Source organism: Bacteroides fluxus YIT 12057 (assembly GCF_000195635.1).
Taxonomy (GTDB): Bacteria; Bacteroidota; Bacteroidia; order Bacteroidales; family Bacteroidaceae; genus Bacteroides; species Bacteroides fluxus.
This window is the reverse complement of record NZ_GL882694.1, coordinates 1-23,369: the sequence shown is the minus strand read 5'-3', so window position 1 is coordinate 23,369 and position 23,369 is coordinate 1. Positions and strand designations below refer to the sequence as shown.

Below are 23,369 nucleotides of genomic sequence, written 5' to 3'. Positions count from 1 at the left end.
ACAATTCATAATTCATAAATAACCAACATGATAAGTCCCTTAGCGTATATTCATCCCGAAGCGAAAATCGGGGAAAACGTAGAGATTGCTCCTTTTGTATTCATTGACAAGAATGTGGTAATCGGTGATAACAACAAGATTATGGCGAATGCCAACATTCTGTACGGTGCGCGCATCGGCAATGGAAATACGATTTTTCCGGGAGCTGTGATTGGCGCCATTCCCCAGGATCTGAAGTTTAAAGGAGAAGAAACAACTGCCGAAATAGGCGACAACAACATTATCCGTGAGAACGTGACCATCAATCGCGGTACGGCCGCCAAAGGCAAAACAATCCTTGGCAACAACAACCTATTGATGGAAGGCGTACACGTAGCTCACGACGCTTTGATCGGCAGCGGTTGCATTATAGGCAACTCTACCAAGATGGCAGGTGAGATTGTGATTGATGACCATTCCATCATCAGCGCCAATGTATTGATGCACCAGTTCTGCCGGATAGGCGGATATGGCATGATACAGGGAGGCTGCCGTTTCAGCAAGGATATTCCACCGTACATCATTGCCGGACGTGAGCCTATCTGCTACGCAGGTATCAATATCGTGGGACTGCGTCGCCGCGGTTTCTCCAATGAAACGATTGAAAACATCCACAACGCCTACCGCATTATCTATCAGAGCGGCCTCAACAATACAGACGCTTTGAAGAAGATTGAGGATGAGATGGAAATGACACCCGAAATAAGTTATATTGTAAGCTTTATACGTGAATCAGCCCGCGGCATTATCCCCGCAGGAAAATGAAAAGATTTATGATTTGAGATTTATGATTTATGTTTGCAATACGCATTTGAAACCATAATTCTCGAATCATAAATCAGAAATCATAAATTATAAATCAGAAATCATCATGATCTACAGATTTACAATCATCTCGGACGAAGTGGACGATTTTGTCAGAGAAATACAAATAGACCCGGAAGCTACTTTTTACGACTTCCATGAAGCAATCCTAAAATCGGCCGGTTATACGGACGACCAGATGACCTCTTTCTTCATCTGTGACGACGATTGGGAAAAAGAGAAGGAAATCACCTTGGAAGAGATGGACGATAACCCGGAGATGGACAGTTGGGTGATGAAAGAGACCGTGCTCAGCGAACTGATTGAGGACGAGAAACAGAAATTGCTTTATGTATTTGATTACATGACGGAACGCTGCTTCTTCATCGAACTCTCAGAGATTATTACCGGAAAGGATATGAAAGGTTCCAAATGTACCAAGAAAACAGGCGAGGCTCCCAAGCAAACCATTGACTTTGAAGAAATGGCAGCAGGAAGCGGTTCTCTCGACTTGGACGAGAACTTCTACGGTGACCAGGACTTTGACATGGAGGACTTCGACAAAGAAGGATTCGGTGGATTGGACGAAGGCGCCGGCGCTTCTTATGAGGAAGAAAAATATTAAACAGATATCATTCCATTCAGAAAGGCGCGGATTGCACGTCCGCGCCTAAGTTTTCTATCCGTATGCACACCTTAATCGTACTTATCGGTCCTACGGGAGTAGGCAAAACAGAACTAAGCCTCCGATTGGCAGAGCAATTCCATACTTGCATTGTCTCGGCCGACTCACGACAACTTTATGCTGACCTGAAGATAGGTACAGCCGCTCCCACCTCCGAACAATTACAGCGTGTACAACATCACTTCATCGGTACCCTTAAACTGACAGACTACTACAGCGCCGCCCAGTATGAAGCGGAAGCATTGAAACTTCTCGACATCTTGTTTGCCGAACATGACACCCTACTGCTGACCGGCGGTTCCATGATGTACGTGGACGCCATCTGCAAAGGCATCGACGACATCCCTACCGTGGACACCGAAACCCGCCAGCTGATGCTGCACAAGTATGAGACCGAAGGGTTGGAAAGATTGTGCGCCGAACTCAAACTGTTAGATCCGGAATATTATAAGATTGTGGATTTAAAGAATCCCAAACGTGTGATCCACGCATTGGAAATCTGCTACATGACGGGCAAGACCTATACCTCTTTCCGTACCTGCCGGAAGAAGGAACGTCCTTTCCGCATCCTCAAAATCGGACTGACCCGCAACCGGGAAGAGCTCTATGACCGCATCAACCGCCGTGTTGACTTAATGATAGAGGAAGGATTGATAGAAGAAGCCCGCCAAGTCTATCCTTACCGGGCGCTCAACTCCCTGAATACGGTAGGCTATAAGGAGTTATTCAAATATATGGACGGTGAGTGGAGCCTGCCTTTCGCCATCGACAAGATAAAACAGAACTCCCGCATCTACTCGCGCAAGCAAATGACTTGGTTCAAACGGGATGAGGAGATTCATTGGTTCCATCCGGAACAGGAAGCGGAAATACTGGAACATATCCGGAAAGAGACAAACGCCGGATGCAGGTAAGCCCGTAAGGTTACTGCAACAAATCCTGATAAACAGTCCGGCCGTCAGGAGTAACTTTACCGGAAATTACAGCAGATGTACAAGCTGACAAGGAATTTGACAACCCAAAGACAGCGATGAATGTACACAGCATCAAGAATAATGCTTGTTTTTTCATAAATGACAATTGTTTGTGAAATACAAAAACTGCACTTTCCCCCAAAGTGTATCACTCCCCCGCCAGTTTCTTCAATGTATCCTGCATAAAACGAAGTTTGGCATCTCCTGTTCCCTCTTCTATATGCCGGATAATCCCTTTTTTATCAACCAGTATCGTAACAGGCATACCACTTACATTGAAAGTTTTGAAAAAGAACAGTTCATCGGCAATCTGTGTAAAGCGGAAAGGACGGTTTTCTACAATTCTCTTAATCTGCTCCGCCGAATCAAAAGTAGTAGCGAGATACATCACCTCAGGAAACAGTTCCATCCATTTATTCAACTCGGGCATCTCACGAATACAGGGTCCGCAACCTGTGTACCAGAAATTCAAGACCATAGGATGACCCGCCACATCGGCATTGGTCCATTCCCTGCCCCCGGTATCTTTCACCTTGAACGCAGGAAAAGGTTTCCCTACCCATTCCCCCGGTTTCAATGTCTGCACAACACCTCCTATCGGCCACTTCTTCCCCATCCCGCCACGAAAACTCATCAACAAAGCCTCCCCACCAGGCACTTCCTCGACAGGCGTAGCATACCTCCTCACATCTTCCGGCAAAGTAACACCCTTCTTCAGACGAAGCTCGGTAACCCGGTGATCTTCATCATCCCGATGTTCAATATAGGCAACCACATTACCAGAACCTATACAGGGCGGCATCCCTTCAAAAAAAAGACCATCCACCAGATAATACTTCTTTGTGGCCGTCTGGGCAGGGCAAAGCCCCACCCAAGCGAGCATCAGAATAAGAAACAAAGAGAGAATCTTCTTTATCATAGTTGTTAGAGACTATTCATTTTTCAACGTTACGGTCACTTTCGACTGAACTTTCACCTTTACTGTAGCCATACCAACGTACGAGACAACCAGTATATCCTCTTTAGAAGGGACAGAAAGAATAAAATTACCATCCAAATCGGTAACGGCTCCCATGTCAGTTCCCTCCACCAGAACAATGGCACCAATAACCGGATTTCCCTTTTCATCGATTACCTTACCTTCCACTTTCACGGTACCTTGTACAGCGGTCTTTTCGGCATCTTTTGATTTTTTAGCGGCAATGTGAATCTCTCCGTTCGTACCCTCTTCCTTATCTACAGAAATGCTCTGACCGAGCACTATTCCCGACGTTTCCTGCTCCAGCGTTATCAAAATGACGCCATTCTTTCCCTTTTCTCCATATAATTCTGTAGCGGACTTGTCTTTCAAGACTGTCACACCCTTTATCCTCTCGGGATTCAATGCACTCATGACAGATGGACTCACCTCTTTTCCATCCACGACATACAACGGCTCTTTCCCATTGCCGACAGCCACTCCTTCCTCTGCCATGCCATCGGCAGAATCTCCGGACTGACCATCACCCAAGCTGAACTTCACCGGAACCGTGAATTTTGCATCTACCGCCTGTCCTCCCTCCATTCCCGGTTTCCATTTCGGCATAGCCTTTACCAGACGGATAGCTTCTGCATCCAATTCCTCATCCACCGGACGGAGCACTTTCGGATTCCTGACACTTCCATCTTTACCGACCACAAACCGTACTACGACCCGACCCTGGGTACCTCTCTTCTTGGCAGCCTCCGGATAACGCATATTCTTCCGGAAATACTGCATCAAAGCAGACATGCCACCCGGAAATTCAGGCATATCCTCCTTTCCTTCAAGAACCGGGGTTCCACTCAACCGGTCTTTTACTTCCTTAGGGATATACTTCACCTCAACAGGCTTTGTAGTGTCTGCCGCCAAAGGCACTTCCTTTGATGCTTCGGGCAGTACATTCACACTTTCCGTCACTTTTGTTTCTACAATTGCGGCCAAATCATTAACTTTGACGGCAGAAATCTCTTTTGTGGTATCCGAGATTTCGGGACGGGCAAAGGCGGTGACTGCAATAGCGGTAACCGGAAGTATATACAGATACTTCATACGTGCCCACGGACTTGATTTTTCTTTTAACATCATAGTGATACGTTTTTTAAGTTTACTGTGATTAAAGCTGTTGGCCATAGAGTAGAGCCTTGTGCCAACAGCTTTTTTTATTAATAATAATTGATATTGCCTTGCATCCACACCTTCCTTGATTACCGTCTCGTCCGCCTCGTACTCATGAATATTCTGCAATTCCTGTTTCAACAGCCATGAAGCGGGATTGAACCATTGAAAAAAGATACAGATATCAGCTACCAACAGATCTACAGAATGCCGGTTACGGATATGCGCCAGTTCATGAATCAATATCTCCCGCCCGTTTTCCTCCAAATCTTTCCGGGAGATAACAACATACTTCATCCAGCTGAATGGAGCGATGTCACTGTCGTGCACAATCAAAGTGACGCACTTTCTATCCGGAAGGAATTTGCTGACCTTCTCTCTGCTACCGGATTTCAACAGCATCAGCAACCGTACCAGTGAATAGATATTCCGAGATATGAAAAAAAAGATGCCCAACAGGTAAAGCAGCAAAGCCACCTGTATCCAAGTTACGGTAATATCCTGCGCCTGTATTTCCGCCTCTGCCGAGTTCATCGCATCGGCCAGCAGCAACCATTCCTCCAATGTCATCATTGTCTGATGTACCTCCGTCTGCTCATGTACGCTGACTTCGACCAACGGAAGCAGGCAGGACAATGCCAAAATGCCCAATAAGGCAAATCTGTTGAAACGGTGGAATGTTTCACGGCTCAGCAACAGGCGATAAAACAAATAGAATACCGCCAGGCAAACAGATGACTTGAGTATATAAACGAAAAACAGGCCCATATAATTATTGATCGATTATCTTACAGCTACTTGATTAGATTTTCATGATTCTCTGTTCTTCCCCTTTTCCACTTCCTGTATCAGCTGTTTCAGTTCATCCAGTGATATGTCTTCCTCTTTCACCAATGATGAAACCGCACTGAGATAGGAATTATTAAAGTATTTACTGATTACATTCTTCAGTGTCCGTTTGCGGAAATCCTCTTCACTCACCACCGCATAATACTGATAAGTATTGCCATACGTATTATGGCTTAGAAACCCCTTATCCTCCAAGCCTCTGACAATCGTGGAAAGCGTATTGAAATGCGGTTTCGGCTCTTCATAGAATGCCAGTATTTCCTTTACAAACAATGGTCCTTTTTCCCAGAAAAAGTTCATAAGTTCTTCCTCTTTTACAGTCAATCCTTTCATAATTCTTCTTTATTTGCTGCAAATAACTAAATAAATTAGTTTCAAAACTATTTTTTCTCGTTAAATAAAACTAAATCCTATAGTTTTACTGCGTTATTACTTTTCACAAAGCCTTTCCAGCCCATTTCCACAAAGAAAATACCTATAAATAGGGATTGCAGGTTCCAGGTAAAAACCGTTACTTTGCGCACAAGTTCAAGACCATCAAAACATTAACATACAATGAATGAGCAACATAAGTACCGATCCACAGATAAGATGAGTGATCTCATCTGTGATAACTACTCCTTATTAATGGTGATGAGCCGTTTCGGCCTGTCATTGGGATTCGGAGATAAAAGCGTGAAGGATGTCTGTGAGGCACAAGGCGTTGACTGTCCCACATTCCTCGCCGTGGCCAATTTCATCAGCGAAGAACAATATTCATACAGCGGAAAAGAAAGTGATTTTTCAATTTCCGCCCTCATGGATTATCTGAAACGCGCGCACGCTTACTTCCTCGATTTCAACCTGCCCGCCATCCGCCGCAAACTGATTGAAGCCATCGACTGTTCCGGCAGCAATGACGTAGCCTACCTCATCCTGAAATTTTTTGATGAGTATGCCAAGGAAGTACGCCGGCACATGGAATACGAAAACCAGGCCGTATTCACTTATGTAGAGCAATTGCTGCAAGGCAGGCTCTCCGATGAATACAATATCGCTACCTTTGCCAGCAAGCATAACCAGATAGACACCAAACTGAAAGAACTGAAGAACATCATCATCAAATACTATCCGGAAAAGGAGAACAATAATCTCCTCAACGCTGTCCTGTTCGACATTTTCAACTGCGAACAGGATCTCGCTACACACTGCCAAGTAGAAGATTATATGTTTGTCCCCGCCGTAGCACAAATAGAAAGGAAACTGAAAGATGAACAATAATGTTTCACCCAAAATTGTCGTCGCAGAAACTTCGGTCATTATCCGCAGCGGACTTACGGCTGTATTAAAACGCATCCCCAACTTGAACGCACACCCCATTGAGGTTTCTTCGCCGGAATCCCTACAGAACTATATCCACATGCATTCAGCGGATATCATCATTATCAACCCGACATTCGGCGGATGGTTTGACTTGAATGCCTTTAAAGCAGAAAACGGGAAAACCGGAATCAAATACATAGCATTGGTATGTTCCGTCATTGACAACAATACGCTGAAAGAATATGACGAGAACTTCGCCATTTGTGACGATATGGATATCATAGCCGGCAAGATCAACCATCTGTTACACACCGAAGAAGAGGAAGAGAAAGACAACGAACAAGAAGCCTTGAGCCAGCGTGAAAAGGAAATCATTACTTGCGTTGTGAAAGGAATGACCAACAAAGCCATCGCCGACAAGCTCTACCTGTCTATCCATACCGTCATTACCCATCGCCGTAACATTGCACGCAAACTGCAGATACATTCTCCGGCAGGGCTCACCATCTACGCCATTGTGAACAAGCTGGTGGAATTGGGCGACATCAAGGACTCTCTATAAGATTCTTCCGGCAACCGTTTCCCTACCCGCTACGGCTTATAGGGAAAAACCGGATGAATCCCTTGCAAAAGTATCCTCCCCCATACGGGAAAAGTCCTCTAGCTATTACTAAGGTTTATCTTGTGCCTAGCGATGTACATCTTCTGCATAAAGATGTATATCTTCAGCGTAGAGATGTGCATCTTCAGACTGAAGACAAGGTTCATCCCCTATGTCAACCCTCCTCTTGCCATGACTCAATCTGCCCGACAAGCAGTCTCAACCTGCCTTACATACAGCATCCGCCACGCCATACACAAATCCCCGCCTCACGATATCACATCGGGAAGCGGGGATCCTTTTATCTTCATAAAAGTGGTTACGTAATTATGACTAACTAATTCATTCAAATCTGATGTTGCAAAGATAAGGCATCGGCAGACAGTACACAATCGCTCAAATTAGGTATAATGAAACAAGTCAGTCATTATAAATAGGTAGAGCCACCCGAAAATCAGGCATTGGCATAGCTGTGCATTCCTCCAAGGAGGTAGTTCACCCCGAAATAGGTCATCAAGACTGTCAGAAAAGCAACAATCATATAGATATGGAAAAACAACGGTCTGCGGAAAATGCGCAGGCTGCGCGCATGGAACACCGCTCCATAAACCATAAAGGTAATCAGTGCCCATACTTCCTTCGGGTCCCAAGCCCAATAACGTCCCCATGATACATTGGCCCAAACCGCCCCCAGAAAAATGCCGGCTCCCAAAAAGAAAGTGGCGGGATAAAGCAGCAACCGGCTGAGCAACATCAACATCCGGGCCGAACGGCGGAGACACAATGCCAGTATACCGTTCAGCATCATGAAAGCAAACAAAGCATAAGACATCATTATCAATGACACATGCGTACTGAGCCACGGAGAAACGAGCACGGGCATCAAGGGAGTGATTGGGGGATTCATCTGTCCCAAATAGGACACCAGCAAGGCAAAACCGGACAGCAAAAAGCCGAAAGGCACCATAAACGGGAAGCGCCGCCGAAACAGACAAGCCAGAAACAGCGCACACAATGCCATGAACTGCATCGTTTCGTATCCGTTACCCAACGGGATACGTCCGCCGATATACCATCTCAGACCATACCCGAAGAGTTGAAAGAGAAACGCCGCATAAAGAGAAAACGGGAAAAAAGTATCTGCCAAATGCGAAGAGAAAGAGAGCGCCACAATCCTACCGGAAGAGTCTGACAATGCCGGCAAACGGCGCAGGCCGCGATACAGCAGACGGAAGAAAGCCAGCATCCCCACCGTAAGGTTGAACATGAACAGCCATTTGCTGAAAGGAATACGGTTATACAGCAATTCGGCCTGTATTTTTGTATCGGAAACAGGCTTTACACTCCCATCTTCCGGCAAAGGACGAATCAATGTACCATTCTGGAGCATCAGAATCAGCCCCACCTTTTCATCCGCCTCTACAATGGCCTTTTCCAGAGAAGTCATTTTCTGATGATGGTCTTGCTTCCCCTTCCAGAACTTCTGCAAGCGATACTTCTCACCGTCGAACAAATCAGCCAGACGTGCATAGGGTGTCTCCAGATGAAGCAGACGACGGAGTGCCTCGTTTTTGATATAAATCATCGGCTCATTCTGCCAAACCTCCGGACGCAAAAGCCATCCGCCAATCACCTGCTCCGGTGTCATGCCTCCATAAGACGGCTTTCCTGTAAGTTTCAGTACAAAATCCCGCGCAAGGGTATTGAAAGGAACCACGCGGTCATTATAAATCACCTGCTTACGGGCGAGACTATCCGCCTGCTTGCGTGCCAGTGCCGGAAGGCTTCTTTTCTGCGCATGTACCGCACTTCCCAAACACAGCAACAATAGAACGAACATGCCTCCTTTCTTCAACAACGGATGCCTCAACAGCCTGCGGAATTCCCCCTCCCTACTGACAAGCATCCAGAGCATAGAAATCCCCAACATAAGATATCCACTATAGGTAATCCCTATCCCCCACGGATCATGATTCACCGCCAACCAGCTCCCTTGCATGTCCTCATCAAAGGAAGACTGATAAAAGCGGAATCCCTGCCGTGAAAGAATACGGTTCATGGAGACGGGCGTCTCGCCGTGAATATAACTGATATAATCTGCAGGAGCATCCGTACCCGGATAATACTCAATCTTGAAACTGTCCAGACGCAAGGTGAACGGCAACTCTACGACGCGCCTGCCGTCTTGTTCCAAAAAGCAGTTCACCTCACTGCCGACAGTAAGATGTACATATCCTTTCCGGCCACAAAGAAACGTAATCATGGCTCCCGCCAAAATCACGAGGAAGGAGCCATGCAACAACAACGTCGGGAGACGCCGCCACAACCGCTGCCTGGCAAGCACGACAACAGTCATCGCAGCAAGGACTCCCCACAAACAACAAAACCCAATCGTATGATAAACATGCTTTTCTACAAAATCCGTGCTGTACGTCTGCTCTACAAACGTAGTTGCAGCAAGCAGGAGCAGCAAACAACCATAAACAGCTATGAGAAACTTTTTCAATTAAGAGCGATCCATTAAAAGTAACAATCAATATGGAGCAAATTCCTTGTTTTCTAAAGACCTGACTCCCATACATTCCATCTCTATCAGCCAACCCGGACGGCATACGGGAGCATGCACAAATACTTTCGGAGTATCCGGAAAACGCTCGTCATACATTCCTTTGACCACTGTATAGTCTGCAACATCCCGCAGATAGACAATCATCTGCCCCAAATCATCAAACGTACAGCCAGCTTCTTTCAACAAAACCCCTACATTCTCCCACATACGTTCCGTCTGCTTGCGAATGTCTCCGGGATATACCACCTCACCTTTATTATTGATGCTCGCAGTACCCGAAATAAACACCTGGCGACGGTCGCCATAATCCACATACGTACCTCGCTCGAAACTGACACCGTATTCGTATGTAGGATTCAGATGGGTAGGTGCGTAAAGGTAGTGAATTTGTATAGGCTTCAAACCATCTACGGCATAGGTATCCATCTGAACCGTCACTTTGGGATCGGCATGACGGCCACCGATGCCGGTACTGGAAATATAATGTGTTTTCTCCGTCAAGCCCTGGGTAACAAACACCTCATTGCGCGCCTTCACCACTCCGGCATAATTCACATCCACGTTCTGCACAAAGAACCAGGTACGTATGCAGCTGTCAGCCAGTTTACAGCCTTGCTCCATCAGCTGCATCACATAGTCGTTCAACAGCAGGCGGGTCTGGTACTCCGAATTGGCGGCACGGTTGAAAGCACCGCCTCCCCAAAGGTGACGGTAGCCACCATGCCTCACTTCGAACAATCCGTTATGAAGCACCTGTGTCTCCACACCTTTCTGCAGATAGACCCACAGTGCAATCTTTGTACCGTTCAACGGTGGCTGCTCTACCACAGAGAGCGCGCAATCCGAACATTCTGCCGAAAGCGCCAGCAGCATATCCGCCTGATTGGCGGCATCACTCAGAAAGTAACGTTTAAAGACGGCAACAGCACCTTGCAGCTCATTTTCACGCAGTTGGCAGTAAGTGTCGACCACCGCACTTAGCTGTTCTTCATAAGTAGCTTCCGGTCTGATGGCATGAATCATTACATGATATTCCGAAACACCCGCTTCTACCTCATATTTAAAGATTTCGGTTAAAGTATTCTCCGATTGATTCGTTTGTTGTTGTTTATTGTTCATATCAAATGTCAATTAGTCGTTGTTGTTCAAAAAAGTACCGGTATTACCAGTAAGCCCCATTATTACGGCTGTGCGCCGTCGTCAATCCAGTTGCTAATCAAAGACTGCATATCAGCTGAGGTTATCATCTGAGAATGGTCTATACGCCAATCCGAACTGATGTCCGTACCCAATATGAGATGCAAGACACTTTCCGACGCATTGCCGGGCATAACCCTCATCTTGCCGCTTACCGTCGTTGAAACCCGGTTGACCAAATCAGCATGGCTATGCCCTTCCAGCAGATTCAAGCCACCCCCCGGAGTGGTGCTAAGACCATGGCAAGCCGTACAAGTGGCATTGAATATTTTTTGTTGAATGGCATTGTACATACCTGCATCAACCGTTCCCGCATCCATGAGTATGGTATCAGCGATTTCAGTACATTCCATTGCCACCAAACTGACAATGCGCTTCCTCAACTTATTGATTACACATAGCTCGACAGTTGTCACCTCATCCGTTATGCCTGACATTGTCAACTGGATTTCATCATCATCCGCTTCAGATACCGGAACCACCTTTGAAACAATGGCATAATCGCTTTCATCATCAAATCCTGCCACTACCACACTATAGTCGCCCGACCACTTATCCACACCACTAATACGGCCTGTCATCTTCACTGTGCGTCCTTCCCCCGTAGCCACGACGGCATTCTCATAAATTCTCCCCTCATCGCATGCATGCAGGCCTGCAAGCAGCACGGGCAGAAAAAAGAAAAGAATGTATTTCTTCATAAACGAATCCTTTCCCAACTCCATTTAGAATGTATATTGAAGCATCACCGTGGCAGAGTGAGTAGCCAGACCCAAATTATCATTATCACGGTCGAGTTGCGTGTCATGCCCCCAACGGGCTACATACTGATACATCGCCTGTAGTTTCAGGTTGCATCCTCTGAAAAAATAGTTCATACCTACGGCAGGCATATTCAGAAAACCGTCGTCGTCCGTACCGTTACGATTGAAGATATCGTAGCGTGCGGCAAGCTGCAGGCGGGGAGCGACAAAATAACCACCTTGCACATAACCGCCTAAAAAGTTATACGATTCATTTATCTTTTGCCGTTTGGTAAAACCTACATTCATATAATAAGCTTCAGCCGCCAGATAAAGTTTGTTCTTCAATAGGGCAAATTCCAACCCCACACGGGTATCATTGGTACTCTCGTTCTCACTCTCCACATTGATAGAGCCCGAAAGACCGAATAATATCTTGTCCTCGTTCAAGCGGTTGGGATTCCCCTGCGTAGAAGGCATTACCCCTTTGGGCATATAAGTCAGACGTCCGGCATAAAGCAATGAAGGGATATGCCAGTCATCACTCATTGTCTTTGAAGCCGTATTCACGGAAGCTCCGGTTCCATTGAACAGACCGACCTCATAACCGAACTTATCCGCCACCAGACCATGGATTTCAACACCCAGGTCAAACCCCGTACCGATATTAGGCGTCACGGCATTCAACGAATAAGGCAGAATTACGGAAGACGCCAGGGAAACCGGCAACTGGGGAAGCAGTGTTTCGCCAAGAGTTGTCAGATAGGCATGCGAGAATGGAGTCTTGAACTTTCCGACACGAACCGCAAATTGTTTTTTCAACTGTACATCGAACCATGCCTGCTGCAACAGCGCTCCTCCACTTGCAGCTGCATTGATGGACAGATTGAAGGCGACCTTACCAAAAGCCTTGCCGGTAAAGCCCAGTACGGCATAAGGAATGGAAAAACCGGAATTGGCAATATTATCTTGGTTATAAGCCTTATCCAAGCCTTCATCATCATACCAATTGAAATTAGCACTCGTTTGTACCAGCAGATAAGGCTTGAAAACAAAGTCACCCTTTTTTGTTTCAATGGTAAAACCTTCTCTTCCGGCCAATGACACTACACCGTTCTCCGTATCTTCCTCATGTTGCGCCATAGCAGTCAAAGGCAAAACAGCCAGCATGGCAACAGATAAAAATTTCTTCATAATTACTTATTGTATAAAGCTTATTAGTTCTAAAGTGAATTTAAAAATGCAATCAGGGCATCACGGTCATCCTTGCTCATGTTCTTAAAGAGATTTTTCGATGCTTCTCCCTCTCCCCCATGCCACATTATGGCTTCAACAAGATTGCGGGCACGGCCATCGTGCAAGAAGTAGGTATGTCCGTTTACCTTTTCCTGAAGCCCGATACCCCAAAGCGGAGTAGTGCGCCATTCATTGCCACGCGCCAATCCGCTTACATAGTTATCATTCAGACCGACTCCCATAATTTCGGAACCCATATCATGCAGCAGAAAATCCGAATAGGGGTGAATTGTCTGACTTCCCAACCATGGCAAACGGGTACCGTTCAGCAGTACGGAACCCCGAGGCTTGGTATGCAGTGTGGTGACATGGCAAAGGTGACACTTGGCTTTATAGAAATTCTGTTCTCCCTTTATCACTTGCGGGTCATTCACATTACGCCGTGCAGGAACACCGAGACTTTGCATATACAAGTCAACATCTTCCATATCTTCCGTAGAAACATCCAGTTGGGCATAGGAAAGCCCCATCATGCTGCCTTGATTCACCTGAGCCTGCCCCTCGCATATTTCTTCCGGATAGCGGCTATTGGTAACGCCCATGTCACTTGAGAAACCAAGTTCAACAGTCAAATCCGCATGTTGGGCCTTATTGCCCGACAGCCCCAAGCTTCTCACACCACGCTCGGTAATGTAATTGCAACGGCCACTTATGCCATATTCCGGATAATTACTTTTTGCCGCGAGCGCTTCAATCTCCGTAGGATCCAGAGCCATCATTTGCCCCATACCGACATGTCTCAACGGGATGCGCACCGTACAGAACATGTCTTCCGGCCTTATACTGTCAGCATACCATTCGGATATGGAATAAGCCGGCTTGCAAAGTTCATACTTCTCTCCATCAGGAAAGGTAAAAGTCTCATAAATATACTCCACGGAGAGTTTTCCTTCCGGCTTCACTCCATAAATGGCCTGGTCATGGAGTACACGGCCATAATCTTGAAAAAACGCACCATTCTTGCGGCTTATATAAACCAGCATCGAGGAAAACCCGTAACTACCCGACCCTCCTTCACTCCACAGCGTCGGCTTGGTACGGCCGGCATTGCGATGACAACTGCCACAGGAATACCCCGCATAGACCGGACCAAGGCCTCCTCCCATGCCATTGCTGCTCGTACGCACATCATCGTAAAGCCCGTCACCGTCATTAAAGCGGCTGTTGTAAACACCCGACACCCAGTCTGCCGGTGAATCATAGGCTTTGGATGAATTCATGAAGATTGTCGATGTCCCGGCAGACAGAGCATATCCTTCAGGAATCTCTATATCCAATACATCAATCCTGTCATCATCACAAGCAGTCAGACCTACCGACAAACAAAGGAGAAGCCATGAATATCTCATTAAACGATTCATCATCTTTATCTACTTAATAAAGGCATATCCGAACATGCCAAAGAAGCAAAGGTTGGATTTCCCGAATCCTCTCCTTTACTTCTTGAATATTGTTTATAAATAATTCTTATTTAACTGTACGAGGTTTACCATCCTTGAAAAGCAGGAATTCCAAAGTATGGAATCCGCGTACATTCTGGGCCGATTCAACTTTTGCATCATCATCACCCTCGCTCCATTCCAAATCACTCCATTTCTGGGAATTCAGAATCTGGACAATGGCGTTCTGGTCCAAAGGCCAGCTATCCATATTCGGGTCAAGCCCCAGTTCATCCACCGGACCGAACAGGAACGCCTCACTTTCCTCCCAAGGTTCACGGGCTGTTATCCAAGCATTGCATGCCGTCTCGAAAGCACTGTTAGAGGGATTGTTGGCAAGAGCCACCACAGCGTCATACAACATATTATTCTTCTTCTTCAAATCCTTATAGGTAGGCAGAACCACAACCTCAACATAGTTTCCGACAATCGGGTCAAGTGCCTCATTGCTGTTAATGGTGCTGTTGTCCCTGATATAAGGTTTCAACTCCTTATCCAGTACACTTTCCAGTTCCTCACAAGCCTTGATAGCCGCTACTGTTTCCTGACTGTTGATATTATTACGGAAAGGCTGGGGAATAGCTTGAATAGCCGCTGCTGCCGCAGTGATAGCCGCCGACACTTTCGTGTCCAGCTCCGCATTGACTCCAGCCACTAATTTTGAAATAGACTTGTCGCTCACTTTGCCGTCCAAAGAGCCGTAATAGGCATTACGGATTGAGTAAATATTATTGGTATAGTCATCACGGGAATGCCAGCTATACCATGACTCAACAGCATAGAGAGCCTCTATGACATTGTTTGCCATATATTTATTATATGGATCACCGATCTTCGTCTCACCTACCTCATTGGAGATTTCAACACAACCGTCAATAACCTGCTCAATACAGTTCCAGGCACTTGAGAAATTATAGGCACCATTATGAGCCTTAAAGGAAGTTGCAAAACTTGCCCCACCCTTATAACTCGTATTCCAGGAATCATAAAGGTTGGCAGCATCTGTTTTCAACAAAGCCGCCACATTTCTCATGTAGTTGTGCCAACTTGCCGCATTCTCCGAATTGTACTCAATGTCAGCAGGGTTAACTGTACTGTTGTCATCATCATCGCTACAGGCAGTAGCCGTAAATGCCAGCCCTAATGCCAAAGCTGTCGCATAAAAGAAATTTTTCTTCATCTGTATAAAATTAATTGATTGATGTTCATTTACTTCTTGACAAACCAACCGACATAGGCAATTCCGATTGAAAATTCATTTTCACTGTTATACTTGCCTGTTCCAAAGACCTTGTTTGTCCCGATTTGACGTGTAGTGTAGTCAGCCTTTACCACCAGATTAGGCAAGGCATACCAATTCAATCCGGCAGTCCACATACTTACCTGGCAGCGCTTCTCCATTATCTGGCTGTCCTCTCCCTTTTCTTGCGGATTGTAATATTCATAACGGGCAAAGGGAAAGATGACCGGAACCTTCTTATTTCCCTTGAAGAAAGCGCTGATATTCAAGCCTGCCTCGGCAGCATAGCTGACCGCATTTTTCGCAATGGGGGTTATACGGCTGTAAGGGGATTTATTCGACAACTTGGTATTTGCCTCACTAAGCTTTGCAGAATTGCCCAGATTTCCATATACCACATTGGCACGGGCAATCATATACTTATTACGATATTGAGCGTCTGCCGTATAGATTTTTACCGGAATCTTACCGGTAGACGAATAAGTATCCGCTTTGTCTGAGTTGGAACCGGCATCAGCGCAGTAATAGAACGAAGCGCCCACACGCAACCCCGGAACCCCTTTATAGTCCAGACGAGCCACATAACCCGGTGAAGTGAAATTATCTTCTTCAAAGATACCTTGTTTGCCACTTGCTATCCAGGTATTACGGTCAAAGCCATTGGCATTCAAGCCGGCCACTATCATGGCTTGATAGTCAAAGCTGGCATATCCCTTTCCCAAAGAGCCAAAAAACTCGATTCCGTTTTCATGCCACGTAGAAGGAAGAATGGTTGTCTCTCCTTCCGGCCGATAAGTTCCAAAGAAATTGATTGGTTCATGATGGGCGTTGGTCAATCCTACCGGGACAATGATGTGCCCCGCACGTATGTTGAATTGTGGAACAATCAAACGGGTAATGTGAAATTGCTCGATAGCCACTTCGCCACCCTTTTCCAGCTCCGTTTCATACTCACCGTTTTCCTTATTCTCAAGTTCATAAGCAGTACCCGTACCACCGGATTCAAACTCGATTTCAGCACCGAGTATCCATTTGGAATTGAACTTATAATCCAAGGCCAATACGAAACGAGGTATAGAAATCGTATTCCTATGTTTGTCCGGGTTACCTTCAGGCGCACCATAGAAACGGTTAATACCATAATCCTTAAAACTTGCTACCATTTCTCCGTATCCACCGAAACGGAATTTCTTGTAGTCGTCGCCATCATTCGCTACTTTCTCCTTTTTCTCTTTGTTTGCTGAAGTTTCCGTACCTTCTTCTGCTGAAGTAACTTTTTCAGACTCAACGGCCTGCAAAGCATTGGCAGAAAGCAAGAAACATAAAGCCAATAAGCCTGTTAATTTTCTCATCTTTTATCTTAAATTTCGTTGAGGCAAAGGTAGGGGTAGTTAAAAAGGAGAACAATACCCAAAAATTGCGAAAAGAAGAAAAAGAGTAACCATTAGTAGGTAATGGCAGGATTACGGCAATAAATAAAGATGAAAAAGGAGGATAAATGGTAAAAGAACTATTAAACAGACTGTAAGGCTACTTATATTTAAACGCCAGTATATAGTACCCTATAAATGCCAACCCCAACAAAACAAACGAGACGAGGAGCAGGAGTTTGCCGAATGCATAATACAAGCCCCAAACACTGCCCAAAAGCCCCAACAGCAAAATGATGTTCATCACCCGGGTAAGGCGTATGGCAAACAAATATTGAACAGCCGCATTGCGCTCGGTGACCCGAATAGGGAAATTGATGAAACGGACGGGAAGATACGCCAATCCCCCCATCAAGAGGAAACAGAAAATGGAACAGCCACCCATCACCCAGACGGCGGACAGCAGGGCTCCTTCTCTTTGGGTATACAGCCAATAAATGCCAACCCACGTAACGAGTACGACAAGCAGAGCCGTACCTTCCAGAATACGGTCAATCACAGTGGGGTGAAAACGGACATTAGGGCAATTTTTGCCGGAATAAGGACCAAGATTAATCATACTATCTGCAAATTAGAATCTGTTATTACTAATCCTCCTCTACCTTTTCTCCGGTCGGGGAAAGATTCTTAGTTTTCTTCATCCGCCCACTCTTCCTCAACGCCTCAGCAATAATCCACTGAAGTTGCCCGTTGGTACTGCGAAACTCATCGGCTGCCCATTTCTCAATGGCCTCCATCGTCGCAGCATCTACACGCAAGACAAAGCTTTTGGTTGAAGTTTCTTTTTTAGCCACTTTTTTAGCGATTAGTTATTTGTAACAAGTAATCTGTTTCGTTTTTAAGGAAGGGCACGTTTCCCTTTTACAAAAGAAGCAATGTCATCCATAACATAAGCTGGTACCGGCGAAGCCCGGTTATACTCAAATGGCGTCGCCTTGCCACTACCCTCCTGCAGCAAGTGATTTAATTTAGGATAAGATTTGAAAAATACATTTTTACAGCGCAACAAGCCGAAACGCCATAAGCCGAAGTCTTCCATAGTCACTTGGTAATCCCGCTCGCCCTGAAGAACAAATATAGGAAGTTTTAGTTTAGCGGCAACTTCCACCGGTTTATATTCATTGGCAAATTCCCAATAAGAACGGGGCTGTCCCAATGGCAATGGTATTTTATCATCAAACGCATCTGTACCTAGCTTTTTCACATTGACCAGTTGCCGTTTCAACTCTGCAAGTTGCGTCCCTGCATTGGCCGAAGAATCTGTCAAAGAAGATATATAGGTAAATTGTTCTTCAAGAGCATCTTCCAACGGGCGTGCCAACCCGGCAAGAACAATGATTCCGGCCAATCCTTCCGACCTTTCCGCAATGCGGGGCGCCAACGTCCCACCCAAGCTATGTCCCAATACATAAATGCTGTCGGCGGCTATTTCCGGTAAAGTCCTTGCCTGTAATATTGCAGCCAAAGCATCATCTACCGCTTCAGTATCATAATCAAGCACACGACCGGCAGGGACACAGTTCATACCATAAATCTTTGTCCGCTTATCATAGCGGATAACGGCTACGCCACGCTCGGCCAGTCCCCAAGCAAGATCACGAAACGGTTTGTTAGGCCCCACCGTTTCATCACGGTCATTAGGGCCGGAACCGTGTACCAAAATCACACACGGCACCCTACGCATACCAGAGGCAGCGGCAAACTTAGGCATCGTCAATGTGCCCGGCAGTTTAAAACCATCGGCACCTACAGCAATATCCTTTTCTGAGATCTTCGTATCGTCATACGTTACCGGCTTGGCGGTAGAGACTGCCGGAACCGGAGCCAAACGAATCGTATTCATTCTTCCATCTGCGTCAAAAGCAACTATAAAACGGAGGCTGTAACGCTCGAATTCCAAATCACGATAATGAATCGTTATTCCTGCAGCACTGTCCCTCTGCCAATCACCTTCCGATTTCAATTTCCCGAATGTTCTTTCCGTCTGCCGGAAAGTATCATTGAATACAACAGGAGCCAATTTCTCCTGCAGATCCTTATTCAAGGCAGCATGAATGCTGTCCCCCCGCCCTGCTACAAACCATTCATAAATGTGCCGGGCACGTGCCATATCGGCATCTTGGGCAAAGGCTTCATACACATTACCCAACAAAAAGCCAAGCAGGAACAGCCACCGATATATAATACCAATCCTCCTCATCATTTCCAGGTTCTTTTTAATGATTCAATGTTCCGGTATTGACCACCGGCTGCGCAGCCTCATCCGCACAAAGCACTACCAACAGGTTGCTCACCATGGCAGCTTTCTTTTCCTCGTCCAGTTCAACAATTTCTTCCTCAGAAAGTTTATGAAGAGCCATTTTCACCATGGAAACCGCTCCTTCCACAATCTTTTCACGGGCAGAAATAATGGCAGACGCCTGCTGGCGGCGCAACATTACAGCAGCAATTTCAGGAGCATAGGCTAAATAGTTGATACGCGCTTCCACCACTTCCATTCCTGCCATAGCCAGACGCTCATTCAATTTCTGTTCCAACTGTTCATTGATTTCTTCTCCTCCAGAACGAAGGGTCATCTCATCCGTATTAGTCTCATTGTCATCATAGGCATATTGTCCGGCCACCTGACGCAACGCAGCGTCACTCTGGATCTTCACGAAATTCTCAAAAGCGTTCATACGGCTTGCCACCGCATTGCCCACACTTACCTGATTTGCATTTCTCGGAGTTGCGGCCGAATCCGCCATCGTCTGTGCATCAATCTCAAACATCGCCTTATACGTATCTTTCAATTTCCACACAAGTACCAAACCAATCAAGATAGGATTACCGATTTTATCATTCACTTTTATCGGATTTATATCAAGGTTACGTGCACGAAGCGAAAGTTTCTTCTTGTCCAGAAAAGGATTTACCCAAAAGAAGCCTGTTTCCTTAAACGTCCCTTTATACTTTCCAAAAAATACCATGGCACGCGCTTCATTGGGCTCCAGCTGCATATAGCCCGCAAACAGGATAAGCCACACAACTGTCAGGAAAACAGAGAGTACAAGCGTGGGCACGCACGTAATGAACCCGAAGATGATTACTGCCGTAAGCACTACCAAATGGAAAAACAGCGCTAAAAAGCCATTCACCTTAAAACCCTTAAAATCCAATTCTTTTGCTTCCATACACATAGTTTTAATTGATATCATTTTAATATCACAAATATATTAAATAATTATAGATAAAAGCAAGACAATAAAGAAATAAAGATATGTGTTTAATGAATATTAAGAAACCGTCTTTTTTTTGTACCTTTGCGAAAACAAGACATATCATACCATGAGAATACTAAATAACACAACAACTTTCCTAACATCTATTCTATTGTTTATAGCCACAATAGCCCACGCACAACCAGTTTGCCAGATACAGCATTATTCTATCTACAACGGTCTGCCGCAAAGAACAGTTGTCAATATCGTACAAGACAATAAAGATTTTATCTGGTTCTCTACCTGGAACGGTTTAGGAAAATACGACGGCTATACGTTCAAGAATTACAAAGCATATCCCGGTGACGGATGTACACTGACCAGCAACCGGTTGTACTCCATCACTCCCAACCAGCATGGAGACATCTGGTGCCAGACTTACGACAGCCGTGTTTATCTATTCGACAGCCACCGGGAAAAGTTCATCGATATTCTGCAACCTTTCGAAAAGAAGAACCAAACAACCCATGTAGTGCACCCAATATATGCCTTGCCCAAAGGCGTCACTTGGATAGTATGTGAAAAAGGCGCATACCGTGTGGATGAACAGGCCCTTAAAGAACAGAGCCACGACAGTATCCTATTCTACCATTCAGAAACAGGAAACCTGCCCGGGAAAAGTATATCGAATGTGCTGCAAGATACCGACGGAGACGAATGGATATTCACCAACGAGGGTGTCCGGATTATCGGAAAAAAGAAGATGCCGGGCAATATCGTATTCAAGAGTGCCTGCGAGAATAACGGAAAAATGTATCTGGTGTCTGCCAACAACCGCCTTGCCTTTTACAATCAAAGCAGCGAACAATTACAATTCCAGAAGATACCGTATGAATATACCGGGCTGAACAATATACAAAACCTCGGAAAAGACACTATCGGTCTAAGCACCGAAAACGGAATCATCCTATATTATATCCAAAAGAAGGAATTCGAGTACATAGATATACGAACTGCCGTGCAACCTTCCCTAAACGCCCAAAATATCTTCCGTGACAGTCATCATAACTTATGGATCTTCTCCGAAGAACCCGGAGTAATACGCTACAACCTTGAAACAAAAGAAAAGCAATACTACCGCACCCCATCAGAGGATATGCCTAAAGCGGAACGACAAAGCAAAGAAGGAGTCTTTGAAGATGCCCAAGGAACCTTATGGGTCATTCCTCGTTCAGGATGTTTGAATTATTACGATCCCGAAAGCCGTCAACTGAAGCCTTACTATACGGATTATAATGACCCGAAAACCAAATTCACACCGGTAGTATTAAGATACCTGCTGGACAATCAAAAAAACTTCTGGTACACCAACAGTTATGAAATGGGCAAAATATCTTTCTTTCCCAATGCCTGCCAGGTACGTCCCTTGGATTACGGTTACGACACACGTGCTTTTCTCAAAGACAGCCGGAACAACCTCTGGATGGCAAACAAGAAAGGATTTATCCGCATATTCAACAACGACGGCAGCTTGAAAGGGTATCTCACCCCGTCAGGAAACATCAGCCCGCAGGCCATCCCGTTCTCTAAAAGCATCTATTGCTTCATGGAAGACGACCGGGGCTCCATCTGGATGGGTAGCAAATGGGACGGAGTCTTCAAACTGGAACAGAAAGGTGCCGGCCATTACAGCATCCGGAGATTTTCACACGAAGAAGGTAATCCGTACAGTTTGAGCAGTAACAGTATCTATTCTATCCACCAAGATAGCCGGAAACGTATCTGGATAGGAACTTATGGAGGAGGACTCAATCTGCTGGACGAGACTTCCGAAGGAGAAATCCGCTTCCTCCATAGCAAAAACCGGTTGAAAGGTTATCCCAAAAACAAATATACAAAAATACGGACTATAAAGGAAGTAGGGCAGGCAATACTGATCGGCACTACAGAAGGGCTGTTGACACTATCCGGTGACTTCAACCAACCGGAAGACATCAAGTTCTACCCAAACGTCCGGGTACCGGATGTCGCTTCCAGCCTTTGCAGCAATGACGTCACCTATATTTATACAGACAGCAAAAAGCGGACGTATGTACTGACTTTCACAGGAGGAATCAATCAGATTCTTTCAGAAAACCTGTTGACAGACCAGATACAATTCAAGACTTACACCAAGCAGGACGGCCTATTCTCCGACTTGTTATTAGCCATGATTGAAGACCTGCAAAACAATTTATGGATTATATCGGAAAACGCACTTTCCAAATTCAATCCGGATACAGGTACCTTTGACAATTACGACAAACGGTATATGCAAAAAGAAATATATTTCAGTGAAGCCGCCCCTGTCATCTGGCATGATCATCTGATATTGGGCACAGAAGCCGGTATTATGGAAATGGATCCGGCCAAGCTGAGCAAAAGTTCCTACACCCCTCGTATCGCCTTTACCGGTCTGAGAATACAAGGCGTCCAGCAACCACAGGACATTGACAGGCTGAAAGAACTGAAGCTCCAGCCTGCCGAACGCAATGTCACTTTCCAGTTCGCGGCCCTGGACTATGTCGATCCTACCGCCATAGAGTACGCTTACCGGCTGAAAGGACTTGAAAGCCAATGGAACGAAGTAGATAATAACCGCACCGCCAACTACATCAACCTGCCTCCGGGAGAATATGAACTGCAAATACGCTCTACCAACAGTGATGGCGTATGGACAGAAAATGTACGCAGCCTTCCGGTCATAGTCCTGCCTACATTTTGGGAAACCTACTGGGCATGGGCACTCTATGTTCTTTTATTTATTCTGTTTACGGCAACCATTGTATATATCCTTAATTCCGCAACACTATTATAAATATAAC

21 protein-coding genes are annotated in these 23,369 nt (G+C 45.7%); 6 read left to right on the top strand and 15 right to left on the bottom strand.

Translation table 11 applies throughout. The features are described from left to right. Window positions 1–27: 27 nt before the first annotated feature. The 3 genes from lpxA to miaA all read left to right on the top strand — a co-directional run bounded on the left by lpxA (window position 28) and on the right by miaA (window position 2,442). Window positions 28–804 carry an acyl-ACP--UDP-N-acetylglucosamine O-acyltransferase gene (gene lpxA / locus HMPREF9446_RS16910; RefSeq protein WP_009126950.1) on the top strand — a complete coding sequence of 259 codons (777 nt, stop codon included), beginning with the start codon at window positions 28–30 and terminating at the stop codon, window positions 802–804. 106 nt (window positions 805–910) lie between these two features. Continuing rightward, window positions 911–1,468 (top strand): IS1096 element passenger TnpR family protein, encoded by a 558-nt coding sequence (locus HMPREF9446_RS16905; protein WP_009126949.1) that lies wholly within the window; start codon window positions 911–913, stop codon window positions 1,466–1,468. A gap of 62 nt (window positions 1,469–1,530) precedes the next feature. Further along, window positions 1,531–2,442: a tRNA (adenosine(37)-N6)-dimethylallyltransferase MiaA gene (gene miaA / locus HMPREF9446_RS16900; RefSeq protein ID WP_009126948.1), complete on the top strand. Its 912-nt coding sequence runs from the start codon at window positions 1,531–1,533 to the stop codon at window positions 2,440–2,442. Between the two features lie 10 nt (window positions 2,443–2,452). On the opposite strand, the gene HMPREF9446_RS18835 is transcribed toward miaA, so the two are convergent. The 4 genes from HMPREF9446_RS18835 to HMPREF9446_RS16885 are packed head-to-tail and all read right to left on the bottom strand — an operon-like array spanning window position 2,453 to window position 5,821. Next, window positions 2,453–2,599: a hypothetical protein gene (locus tag HMPREF9446_RS18835; protein WP_157243340.1), complete on the bottom strand. Its 147-nt coding sequence runs from the start codon at window positions 2,597–2,599 to the stop codon at window positions 2,453–2,455. A gap of 51 nt (window positions 2,600–2,650) precedes the next feature. Then, a complete protein-coding gene (locus tag HMPREF9446_RS16895) occupies window positions 2,651–3,421 on the bottom strand; it encodes a TlpA family protein disulfide reductase (protein WP_009126946.1) in 771 nt (256 codons plus the stop codon). A 12-nt stretch (window positions 3,422–3,433) separates the two neighbouring features. After that, window positions 3,434–5,407 (bottom strand): M56 family metallopeptidase, encoded by a 1,974-nt coding sequence (locus tag HMPREF9446_RS16890; protein ID WP_009126945.1) that lies wholly within the window; start codon window positions 5,405–5,407, stop codon window positions 3,434–3,436. Window positions 5,408–5,449: 42 nt separating this feature from the next. Then, a complete protein-coding gene (locus tag HMPREF9446_RS16885; protein ID WP_009126944.1) occupies window positions 5,450–5,821 on the bottom strand; it encodes a BlaI/MecI/CopY family transcriptional regulator in 372 nt (123 codons plus the stop codon). A 222-nt stretch (window positions 5,822–6,043) separates the two neighbouring features. Between HMPREF9446_RS16885 and HMPREF9446_RS16880 the strand changes: the two genes are divergently transcribed. After that, window positions 6,044–6,748: a hemerythrin domain-containing protein gene (locus HMPREF9446_RS16880; RefSeq protein ID WP_009126943.1), complete on the top strand. Its 705-nt coding sequence runs from the start codon at window positions 6,044–6,046 to the stop codon at window positions 6,746–6,748. Then, window positions 6,738–7,352 carry a response regulator transcription factor gene (locus HMPREF9446_RS16875; RefSeq protein WP_009126942.1) on the top strand — a complete coding sequence of 205 codons (615 nt, stop codon included), beginning with the start codon at window positions 6,738–6,740 and terminating at the stop codon, window positions 7,350–7,352. Before HMPREF9446_RS16880 ends, HMPREF9446_RS16875 begins: the two co-directional genes overlap by 11 nt. 493 nt (window positions 7,353–7,845) lie before the next feature. Here the strand turns inward: HMPREF9446_RS16875 and HMPREF9446_RS16870 are convergent, their stop codons facing one another. The 11 genes from HMPREF9446_RS16870 to HMPREF9446_RS16820 form a co-directional block, all read right to left on the bottom strand. After that, window positions 7,846–9,897: a cytochrome c biogenesis protein CcsA gene (locus HMPREF9446_RS16870; protein ID WP_009126941.1), complete on the bottom strand. Its 2,052-nt coding sequence runs from the start codon at window positions 9,895–9,897 to the stop codon at window positions 7,846–7,848. Between the two features lie 27 nt (window positions 9,898–9,924). Next, window positions 9,925–11,079, bottom strand: a complete 1,155-nt coding sequence (locus HMPREF9446_RS16865) for a Rid family hydrolase (RefSeq protein ID WP_009126940.1) — start codon at window positions 11,077–11,079, stop codon at window positions 9,925–9,927. A gap of 62 nt (window positions 11,080–11,141) precedes the next feature. Beyond that, complete coding sequence (locus HMPREF9446_RS16860) at window positions 11,142–11,858, bottom strand: hypothetical protein (protein WP_039969903.1); 717 nt, start codon at window positions 11,856–11,858, stop codon at window positions 11,142–11,144. A 24-nt stretch (window positions 11,859–11,882) separates the two neighbouring features. Next, window positions 11,883–13,094, bottom strand: a complete 1,212-nt coding sequence (locus HMPREF9446_RS16855) for a porin (RefSeq protein WP_009126938.1) — start codon at window positions 13,092–13,094, stop codon at window positions 11,883–11,885. A 29-nt stretch (window positions 13,095–13,123) separates the two neighbouring features. Then, complete coding sequence (locus HMPREF9446_RS16850) at window positions 13,124–14,557, bottom strand: di-heme oxidoredictase family protein (RefSeq protein ID WP_039969892.1); 1,434 nt, start codon at window positions 14,555–14,557, stop codon at window positions 13,124–13,126. A gap of 106 nt (window positions 14,558–14,663) precedes the next feature. Then, window positions 14,664–15,815 (bottom strand): imelysin family protein, encoded by a 1,152-nt coding sequence (locus tag HMPREF9446_RS16845; protein WP_009126936.1) that lies wholly within the window; start codon window positions 15,813–15,815, stop codon window positions 14,664–14,666. Window positions 15,816–15,844: 29 nt separating this feature from the next. Further along, window positions 15,845–17,227 carry a hypothetical protein gene (locus tag HMPREF9446_RS16840; RefSeq protein ID WP_009126935.1) on the bottom strand — a complete coding sequence of 461 codons (1,383 nt, stop codon included), beginning with the start codon at window positions 17,225–17,227 and terminating at the stop codon, window positions 15,845–15,847. Window positions 17,228–17,405: 178 nt separating this feature from the next. Continuing rightward, window positions 17,406–17,864: a hypothetical protein gene (locus HMPREF9446_RS16835; protein ID WP_009126934.1), complete on the bottom strand. Its 459-nt coding sequence runs from the start codon at window positions 17,862–17,864 to the stop codon at window positions 17,406–17,408. A gap of 28 nt (window positions 17,865–17,892) precedes the next feature. Next, entirely contained in the window at window positions 17,893–18,099 is a 207-nt protein-coding gene (locus tag HMPREF9446_RS16830) for a type II toxin-antitoxin system antitoxin (RefSeq protein ID WP_009126933.1), read from the bottom strand. A 44-nt stretch (window positions 18,100–18,143) separates the two neighbouring features. After that, complete coding sequence (locus HMPREF9446_RS16825; RefSeq protein ID WP_009126932.1) at window positions 18,144–19,508, bottom strand: alpha/beta hydrolase; 1,365 nt, start codon at window positions 19,506–19,508, stop codon at window positions 18,144–18,146. A 13-nt stretch (window positions 19,509–19,521) separates the two neighbouring features. Continuing rightward, window positions 19,522–20,478: an SPFH domain-containing protein gene (locus tag HMPREF9446_RS16820; protein WP_039969890.1), complete on the bottom strand. Its 957-nt coding sequence runs from the start codon at window positions 20,476–20,478 to the stop codon at window positions 19,522–19,524. Between the two features lie 154 nt (window positions 20,479–20,632). Between HMPREF9446_RS16820 and HMPREF9446_RS16815 the strand changes: the two genes are divergently transcribed. Next, complete coding sequence (locus HMPREF9446_RS16815) at window positions 20,633–23,362, top strand: ligand-binding sensor domain-containing protein (protein ID WP_009126929.1); 2,730 nt, start codon at window positions 20,633–20,635, stop codon at window positions 23,360–23,362. Window positions 23,363–23,369 lie beyond the last annotated feature (7 nt).